Below are 9,371 nucleotides of genomic sequence, written 5' to 3'. Positions count from 1 at the left end.
GGCGCACGCTTGCCGCTCGCGTCCTGTCGCGTGCCCTCCCCCGCCTATGACGGCCCCCGGAACGCCACTGATGCGGCAGAACAGGGAAAAACGCTCCTCGGCGGGGTGGGTCAAACGCGTCTGCCTGCAAAAACGCCCTTCTCCGGCCCTTCCGGCATCTCTCCCCCATCGGAACAGATACACGGGCAAACTCCCGGCAGCATCCGGCCTTCCCGGACATTCCCCGCCATACAGAGCCCGGGCGCACGCTTGCCGTCCCCGGCCTTTCCCACACCCTCCCCCGCCTATGACGGCCCCCGGAGCGCCACCGATGCGGCAGAACAGGGAAAAACGCTCCTCGGCGGGGTGAATCAAGCGCGTCTGCCTGCAAAAACGCCCTTCTCCGGCCCTTCCGGGCATTTTTCCCCATCGGAACAGATATGGGCGACCTCCCGGCAGTATCCGGCCCTGCCCGGCCATTCCCCGCCATACAGAGCCCGGGCGCACGCTTGCCGTACCCGGTCTTTCCCGCCACCTCACCGCCCATGACGGCCCCCGGAACGCCACTGATGCAGCAGAACAGGGAAAAACGCTCCTCGGCGGGGTGGAAAACGTGCTCCGGAACCGTACTTGCGCAACTTTTTACCGGAAAAATGAAAAAAAAGAGGAAAAAGGCCTTTTTTCCTCTTGCCAAAGGCGGACTCTTCCTATACAAATCTCTTCGTCGTGCCGAGGTAGCTCAGTTGGTAGAGCAGGGGACTGAAAATCCCCGTGTGGGCAGTTCGATTCTGTCCCTCGGCACCATATTTTTTTAAAGCCCGGATGTATCTCTCCAGGCTTTTTGCGTTTTCGGCGCTTCTCTTCCGCCTGCTGTTCCTGGTGCAGCGCTCCCTCTGCGTATCCTGCGGGAAGCGCTGTCAGACATCCCGCCCCGACTCTTCCGGCAGTAACAGGGAATGCTGCTGCCATGCCTGCGGACATGCAGGCCCTGCCGCATTCCCGCCCCGGCGCACGGCATCCGGCATTGCTTCCCACGCCGGTTCTCCCAGCTTGTCGAAGGCGCCCCCCTCCTCCGGAAAAAGTCCGGCAGAACGCAGGCTCCGGCGGCACAGGCTGTGCCGGAGAGGCGTCTCCACTCAGCAGACAAAAAAGCCCGGCCGGGAAGGCACGGGCTCTTTTTCGCAGGCACGCTGTCTACAGGTCATGCACCGCCGGGTTCCTCTGCAGGTATCGGATGCTCCGCCTTTTTCCCTGCAAAGGAACCCGGTTTCTCTCTGTAACGGTGTTATCAGGCTGTATGGCGGCAGGCTTCTCCTTCAGGAAAAACGCATGACGACAACAAGCCGGCCTTCCTCGTCGCCGCAAGCCTTGAGGTTCCCGATTCTGCGGCCTGCCTTTTCCTGCATGGCAGGCAGCATCCGCGCCCACGCGTCATGGACAGCGCCCGCACCTCTTGTTCCGTCCGTTTTCCGGCGGAAAAGAATCCGTGCCGATACAAGTTCCTCTTCTCAGATTCTCTGTCTCCGCAGGTCGGAGAAGCCGCTTACATATTTCTTCCGTAGAACGGATGGATCTTATCCATATAGCTGCACACATCCGTATCCACGCCATAAACGAAACAGGCGATATTGGTAGAGGGATATGCACTTATTTTCTCACCAGCGAACTCAGTAAGCACCACCTGCGCTTCCGAGGCATTTTTCATACTCTTATCGACATAGATAAATTTAATACTGAACTTCTTTCCCTGATCATTTTTAACATTAACGACATATTCACCCATGCCGTTTCCATGTTTTATATCATTGGTGCTGTATTCAAATCCCTTTTCTTCAATGACATCCATGATGCTTTCTTCAAGGTCGATATCATATTTATCTTTCACATAATCGTTCAACTTATCGTACATCACTTCACGCTGTTCAGGAGCATTGCTGTTTTCTCCGGAAACAGTCATTTCCACTTCAAGGGCATCGAACAGCGAGGTTTTATGCGCAGCGTCTTCCGCATCGTCCATATAGAAGAAATAAAAACATGCCGAGAAAATAATCCACAGAAAAAACAGCTTTCCGATAATCTTCATACCATTTCTCCATAAAAAGATAAAAAATAAAACAAGCTATATCCTGTATCTGAAATATATTATTTATGAATACCCTCTTCACCTCCAGAATGTATCTATTTTCAGAAATATTTACGTCGCATGGTATGCCGTCACGGCAAGGTGAGCCCCGGCTTTTCAGCGGATCGCCCTTGCCGTCGGCAGAAGAATGCCCGATTTCCGGACCTCTCTGTCTTCTCGTGTCTGCCGTATCGAACGGCCCCGGATTTTCCCCCATGCAGAGCGTACAGAACGGCTCTTCCCTTTCCCGGCCCGACGAACGCCCCATGCCGGGCGGCAGCAGGCTGTGGACAGGTGCGCGGCCCTTCCGCGCCCGTCTCTTCCGCTTCCGTCTCCCCTTCTGTCCCCCCTTTCTCCATAAGAATCTGTTCGACAACCGGGGCAGATACGGTGCGGATTCCCCCTTGCCGTCGGCAGAAGAATGCCCGATTTCCGGATAACTCTGTCTTCTTTATGTCTGCCGTATCACGGCCCCGGATTTTCCCCATGCAGAACGTACGGAACGGCTCTTCCCTTTCCCGGCCCGACGAACGCCCCATGCCGGGCGGCAGCAGGCTGTGGACAGGCGCGGCCCTTCCGCGCCCGTCTCTTCCGCTTCCGTCTCCCCTTCTGTCCCCCCTTTCTCCATAAGAACCTGTTCGACAGCCGGGGCAGATACGGTGCGGATCGCCCCTTGCGTATGTGCCGGAGCTTCCATGGCGGCCGCATCTGACCTGTTCAGGGCACAGCCCTCAGACCACTCCTTTCATCCACCGGTAAAAGGAGTGTCATGACAGGCTCAGGACTTGCATTTTTCCTTCCGGCTTTTCCCCAGAACGCCGGAAGGCACAGACTCTTTTTTTTCGCAGGGCACGCGGCCTGTACAGGCATGGCGCTCCGGGCAGGCCCGCGCGTATTCAGGGCGCAGGGCCGGATTCCGGGCGTTCCGCCGCCATGTCCGGCCCTGCGGCCTGCTATGCGTGAAAAGACACTCCCTCCCCCACCTCAGGCCAGGTATTTCTTACGCGCTCGGACACGCAGAAATAGCGGTACCAGATGGCGGCCATGACGCACATGCCGAAAAGGTTGCCCAGCGTCTCTGCCGAATAGGCGGCTCTGAGGATGGGCATAAGCTGCGCGCCGGAGACCGTGAGGGTCAGCATCATGGCAAAGAGGAACGGGAGCACGGCGTTGACCAGCACCGTGCCCACGATGATTTTCTTGATTCTGGCCACAGCCCCCGGACGAAGCCGGACAATGTGGTACAGCGCCAGGGCGTACAGTCCGTACCAGACCACGCTCAGCACCACGATGAAGAGTTCCGCCGGAAGCAGCGCGGGATTCGCGGCGGCAAAGAGCAGATCCCGCACCAGCTGGACCAGCATCACCACAATGCTGATTGCGCCCAGCACCACATACAGAAGAAGCCATCCGCCGAGGCCCCGGGGGCCGGGAGTCAGCACAGTACCCTGATCAGCCATGGATCAACGTCCCTTCTTTTTATGGATTTCCTTTTCCAGCTCGTTCAGAAGAGAAAGCATTTCCTTGGCGGGCATGATTCTCTTCCACACCATGCTGTTGGTCAGCCGGGCCGTTCCCTGCGTTCTGGCGAATTCCACATGTTCGGCAAACGCTTCGAGATTATTGCGGAAGTTGGTATTGAGCCTGTCGTCTCCCGCGTATTCCTTGCGAAGCTGAAGGATCTTGTTGGCCACATCCTTCGGAGGATATTCCGCGATTTCCTTCACGCTCAGGCGGTAGAAGTTGGTGGAAATCTCCAGGTTCCGGTAATGTTCAAGGATCTGCTCCTTCATCTGCTTTTCCTTGGCGGCCGGAAGATTGGGAATCTTCTTCTTCACATCCTTGAGCACATAATTCAGCTGATAGCAGCGGAAGGCGATGTTGGAGAGAGAATCGGCCTTGTACACCGCAGAACGCAGGGAGCTGAGAAGGTTGGCGTCTCTTTCGCGCGTGAGGGAGGCGTTGACGTCCTTCAGAAGATCCCTGAACTGATCGAGATTACTCTTCACAAAGGGCGAGGACGTGGCTCCGTAGATTTTTTCCAGCTCCCGCAGGGGATCGCCGGAAAGATCAATGGACACAAGCCTGTCCCTGGAAGCGGGCTTTGCGCCGGCGTCCTTTTCGGGAGCGGCTTGCTGAGCTTCCGGTGCAGCCTGCACATCGGGCTGCTCCTCAACCTGCGCAGAAGGCTCCGGAGCGGAAGCCACGGCGCCGCTCAGCTGTTCCTCTTCCTTGAGAATGCTCATGGCGCGCTTCATGCCCGGCACGTTGATGGAGGCAAGCACCACCCGGGCCCCCAGAGAACGGGTGCTGTAGGGCAGGAACGAGCCGTCGGCCTGCTTCTGGAACATCTGCACTTCCACGCGCTTGCCCGGATACACGTCTTTTTCATCCGTGGCCAGGAAGCTGCCGCCCTTGACCAGCAGGCCGCCTTCCGCGCCGTGCAGACGCCGGACATGACCGCCGCCCGCCACGGTATCGGAAATGGTGAAGCGGAAGCCCCCCTGCACGAATTCCGCCACGTTGCCGGCCATGTCGTACACGCCGAGAGTGTTGGCCATGCGGGAGCCTACGGGCATGGGCGCATCGTAACGGGAACCGAAGATGGCGTAATCTTCCACCACGCGGCCCTCGTCGAGCACAAAGTCATTGTCCACCTGCACCTCGGGCGGAAGGTTGCCTCCGCGTGCGGCAAATTCCCATTCCGCTTCCGTGGGAAGGCGGAGGAAGGCCGGAACATTGTCGATGCGGGGCACGGCGTCGACGTGGGAGGAAAGCAGCCACTCGTTGTATTTACGGAAGAATTCCTGAAGATCGTACCAGGAGATGTCGCTCACGGGGAGGTTTCCGCCTTCGGTGACTTCCTTGCCCTCCATGACGGCGGCCCACTGCGCCCGAGTGATTTCATATTTGCCTATGAAGTAATAGCAGTAGGCGTCCTTTTCATCGGCGGGGAGCTTTCCGCTCCAGGCTGCGGGCAGATTCTCCTGCCGGAAGGGCGCGCTGATGTGGGCGGCCATCTGCTTTTCATACAGGCTCCGGCCCTCCTCGGTGGAGCTCAGGCCCATGGGAAACTGCTTGTCCCCCAGAAAGCCGCTCACAGGAATGGCCACGGGGCGCAGCACCATGGTCATGCCGCAGGGCATGGGCAGTTCGATATCGTCGGAAGCGGGACGGGGATTGCAGCAGTCGGCGGGGCTGAGTGCTGCGGCAGTCGTCTTCCTGGCCGGTTTGAGCGCGGCCTCGCCCGTACAGGGCAGAAGAAGAAGGCCCGCCAGAAGAGAAAGCACAACGGTCTGTTTCAGCATGGTTACCTCTACAGTTCTCTGATAACGGCTGAAGGTTCAATGGCGGAGGCCCGTATCGCGGCACGCAGTGACGCAAGGACGGAAAGCGCCTGGACGCAGAGAAACGTCAGACAGAGGAAGGCGGCGGACACGGTGCAGATGGCCTCGCCGCCCGTTCTGTCGGAAAACATCATATCAATGGCAAAGGCCACAAGCCCGTAAAAGCCGAAGGCCAGAAGGCAGCCGGTTCCGCCCGTTGCAAGAGCCTGCACCACGGGATAGACCAGCAGCGAGGAGCGCGTGAAGCCTATGAGGCGCAGCATGCCCATGAGCTTCCACTTGCGGCGCACGGCGGCCTGTGCGGTGCTGGCCATGAAGGCGAAGAAACCGGCGCAGGTGCTGAGCGCAATGAGCATGATGACCGAAGAGAGGGTGGAATCGATGTTCTTGATGTTGGCAATGTCGCGGGAACGGGTCTTGACCGGAACATCCTGGGAAACGAACCACTGTTCAAGCTTCTCCACATCGTCCAGTGAGGCCGCATAGGCGCGGAACGACTCGAAATGCCGGACTTTGGCCGGAGGAAAATCCCCCTCGAAGCGCAGAAGTTCCGACGTCACGCCGTCGCGGAAATCCTGTATGGCCGTCAGGGTGTTCATGTCCACAAAGCCCGTGTCCATGCCCGTGGCCTCGGGCGGAAGCACGCCCTTCACCGTGAAGGTCAGTTTCTTCTGCTGGAATTTCCCCGAAGACAGCCTGCGCCCCAGGGAGGCGGACACTTCGTCCCCCGCAGCGACCTTGAGCTTTTCCGCAGCCGTGGCGGCAAGCACGATTTCAAAGTTGTCCGGCGAGGAACAGGGCGCGGCTATGCCGTGGCGGGAAAGGACGGGATCGCCGGGAGCGCTAGCCTCCAGCGTGACGGTACGGCGCACGCCTTCCCCGGCCACAAGCTGTATTTCGGAAGCCACGTCGCGCGTGCGCCCTATGCAGAACACGCATCCGGGCTGCGCGCCCGCCTTCCCGATGAAGGCCTCGTCAAAGCCCGCGCCCCTGCCCCCGGCAGGAATGAGCACCAGCACGGCAGGATCGCTCATAAGGTTCTCGCGGAGCCTTTCGATCACCCCCATGTGCACCCCGTGCAGCACCAGAAGCGGGGCAAGCATGCTGGCCAGGGCGAGCACGCCGCAGAAGGAAAGATTGCTTTCCCGCAGCCAGTCCCGCAGGGCAAGGCGCATCGACAACATGGAGAGATGGAACATCTACGCTTCTCCCCCCCGCTCATCCAGAACGGCGCTTAAATGATCCCCCTCACTGCGCACCACGATGGGCACTTCCCTGAAGGCGAATTCGTGCACGAGAGACACATCGTGCGAAACCATGACCACGGAGGCGCTGCACTCGCGCACCACGTCGAGAAACAGCTTCATGACCTTGCGCGAAAGCCCGGGGTCAAGGGCGGCCGTGGGTTCGTCGGCCAGCAGCAGGCGCGGCCGGGGAGCAAGCGCCCGCGCTATGGCCACGCGCTGCCTTTCCCCTATGGAAAGCGTATCGGGCCAGGCCCTGCGAAGGCGCGTGATTTCCAGCCTGTCCATGAGTTCCGCGGCCCAGGCGCGGGCCGCGGCATTGTCCGTGCCGGAGGCGTGCGCCGTGAGCGCAATGTTCTCCTCCACCGTGAGGAAGGGAAAAAGACCGCCCGTCTGCAGGACATAGCCCATGTGCACGCGCCTCAGATCCGTGAGCAGCTCCGTCCGGGACTGCTCCCAGAGACCGGCCACGTCCACTTCCTTTTCCCCCGTACAGAAGACAAAGCGCTCCGCGCCGTCGGGACGCAGCACCATGCCCAGAATGTCGAGCGTGGTGCTCTTGCCGCATCCGCTCGGCCCGGTAATGGCGATGCGCTCCCCTTCCTGTACCGAGAAGCTTCGGACATGGAGGCGGTAGCCCGCCCCCATGTCGCGCTGCTTCATGACGTTTTCAAGCTTCGTTATCATCAGGGAAGCATGTTGAGGGGAACACGATACACCCATTCATTGCTGTTGGTGGAGCCGAAGCCCTCCCAGTGGGTGTTGTCGCGGTCGTATTCTTCATAACGACGCACCAGCCCCTTCAGGCGGCTGATGAACTTCTGCCTTTCGCCGGTGCTCATGTCCAGCCAGTCCTGCTGACGGAGGCGGAGCACTTCGCTCTTGTAGGGCAGGCCGTCCAGCACCTCAAGCAGCACGCCCTTCTGCGCCAGGTTGGCGCCGGGGTCCTTGTTGAAGCTGGAAGGATCGCGGCTCATCTGAGCGGCGGCGGACATGAGCTGTTCGTAGAAGTTGAACTGCTCGCTGTCCTGCAGGAAGGCCTCTTCGGCCGTGGTGATGATGAGCTTGAGCTGCTTGCGGAGCTGGCTGAGCTGAAGCTTGGTCAGAAGCACCGCAGGATACACCACGGGCACGGGCGCGGCGTTGGGGTTCTCCTCCAGCGCGGTGAGGTCGGCGTCGGCTATCCAGGCGCTGACCACCTGCGGAGCGCGCGTTCCCTTGTGATCGCCCACAAACTGCAGCTGCATGGCGTAACCTATGGTTTCCGCCGTGCGGCGCGCCATTTCCTCGGCAGAAAGCTCTGCGGAAAGCTCCTGCGTCTTCGGCTTCTGCATGGCGCCGCCCTTGAGCTGCTTTTCCGCAATGGCGCAGTAGGTGTCGGCAATGAGCCTGCCCACGGCGTTGAAGGCCTTGGCGCCCTCGGCGGGCGTGGGGGCGTTGATGGGAATGTAGCTTGAACGGTTGTTGCTCAGTATCGACAGTTCCCGGTAGCACTTTTCCGCGTAGGCGTGATTCTTCCTGCCGGCAGGGGTTTTCACATGCACGGCCGTGAGGAATATCTTGTTCGTGCGCAGGTAGTCCGCCATGCCTTCCGGACTCATGCCGGTATTCGACGTGGGATCGCTGCCCGCCAGGGGACCGGCGTCCGTGATGAGCAGCATGGTCCTTGCGTCCACCTTGTCCCAGCTCAGGGCGTCCACGGCTTCCTTCACGCCGGCGAGGGAGTCCTCGTTGAAGTCATGGGTGGAAGCGGTGCATTCCTCCACCTGCTGAAGCAGATTCTCCAGCACGTCGCGTTCCGCCACGGTGGCAAAGTCGCTCACGATGCGGGTGTTGTATTCCGTGGCCGGGCGCTTTTCCACATTGCTGCGGAAGGCCACCACGGCGATGGCGACATTGTCCTTTGCGGGAGACTTCTGAAGCCTGTCGTACACGGTGCGGATGATTTCGCGCGTCTGGTCGATATAGGGCTTCATGGACTTGGTGGTGTCGATGACGAACACGATGCCCGTGGTCATGCCGTCGGACTTCTGCTCCTGCTGCGCGTCGGCCTTCTTTTCCTCTCCCGGCACGCCGGGATCGATGCAGGCCACATGCAGAAGCTGCGTGCCGCTGTCGTTGAACTGCGTGTCGATGTCCAGCACAGGCAGAAGATAGAAGTTCTTCTGCGAGACCTGACCGTCCTTTTCCATGGGTTCCGTGGCTATGACGGGCAGATCCGCGGGCTTTCTGGCCCCCGGAGTGTTGAACAGCTCCACATACTGCGCCACCGTGTCCTTGATGCTCTCGGCCGTGCAGACTTCCTGAACGGCCTCATGGCTTCGGAAGAACAGCACGGGCTGACGCCCCATCTGATCGGTGAACACCATGGTGATGGCCTGCGGCCATTCCGTGGAATCCGCCAGCCTGAGCCAGCCGTCGGCTTTGGTGGAGGACACGCCCACGCGCAGCATGTCGTTCTGCCGGGCGTACACATAAAACGAGGTGAACGTGCGGGGAGAACCCACCACCTGCGCGGCCGAAGCGTCGCTGTAGAGCTTCGCCCCGGGGTGCGACACCACACGCTGGAAAACCGTCGTCTTTCCTTCCTGCGTGAGCGGCTGCTCGGCCATGGCCGGAACCGCGACAAGCAGGGAAAGCACACATAAAAACGATGCTGCTATGCGATGGTTCATAACC

Annotated in this window: 6 protein-coding genes and 1 tRNA gene; 1 reads left to right on the top strand and 6 read right to left on the bottom strand. The window is 60.0% G+C overall.

Annotated features, from left to right (window positions below; genetic code table 11):
• Nucleotides 1–707: 707 nt before the first annotated feature.
• Nucleotides 708–783 (top strand) — tRNA-Phe (locus Q0K07_RS06660).
• 739 nt (nucleotides 784–1,522) lie between these two features.
• Here Q0K07_RS06660 and Q0K07_RS06655 read toward each other — a convergent pair.
• The 6 genes from Q0K07_RS06655 to Q0K07_RS06630 form a co-directional block, all read right to left on the bottom strand.
• Nucleotides 1,523–2,062 (bottom strand): hypothetical protein, encoded by a 540-nt coding sequence (locus Q0K07_RS06655; RefSeq protein ID WP_294557904.1) that lies wholly within the window; start codon nucleotides 2,060–2,062, stop codon nucleotides 1,523–1,525.
• A 992-nt stretch (nucleotides 2,063–3,054) separates the two neighbouring features.
• A complete protein-coding gene (locus tag Q0K07_RS06650) occupies nucleotides 3,055–3,561 on the bottom strand; it encodes a DUF2569 family protein (RefSeq protein WP_294557903.1) in 507 nt (168 codons plus the stop codon).
• Between the two features lie 3 nt (nucleotides 3,562–3,564).
• Entirely contained in the window at nucleotides 3,565–5,409 is a 1,845-nt protein-coding gene (locus Q0K07_RS06645; protein ID WP_294557902.1) for an SUMF1/EgtB/PvdO family nonheme iron enzyme, read from the bottom strand.
• An 8-nt stretch (nucleotides 5,410–5,417) separates the two neighbouring features.
• Nucleotides 5,418–6,647, bottom strand: a complete 1,230-nt coding sequence (locus Q0K07_RS06640) for a hypothetical protein (protein WP_294557901.1) — start codon at nucleotides 6,645–6,647, stop codon at nucleotides 5,418–5,420.
• The gene (locus Q0K07_RS06635; RefSeq protein WP_294557900.1) at nucleotides 6,648–7,379 is read right to left on the bottom strand and encodes an ABC transporter ATP-binding protein; all 732 of its coding nucleotides are present in this window, start codon (nucleotides 7,377–7,379) and stop codon (nucleotides 6,648–6,650) included.
• Nucleotides 7,379–9,367, bottom strand: coding sequence for a vWA domain-containing protein (locus Q0K07_RS06630; protein ID WP_294557899.1), 1,989 nt, complete (start codon nucleotides 9,365–9,367; stop codon nucleotides 7,379–7,381). Before Q0K07_RS06630 ends, Q0K07_RS06635 begins: the two co-directional genes overlap by 1 nt.
• Nucleotides 9,368–9,371 lie beyond the last annotated feature (4 nt).

Origin of the sequence: uncultured Mailhella sp., from assembly GCF_944324615.1 — a bacterium.
Lineage (GTDB): Bacteria > Desulfobacterota > Desulfovibrionia > Desulfovibrionales > Desulfovibrionaceae > Mailhella.
This window is presented reverse-complemented; position numbering and strand designations above follow the sequence as displayed.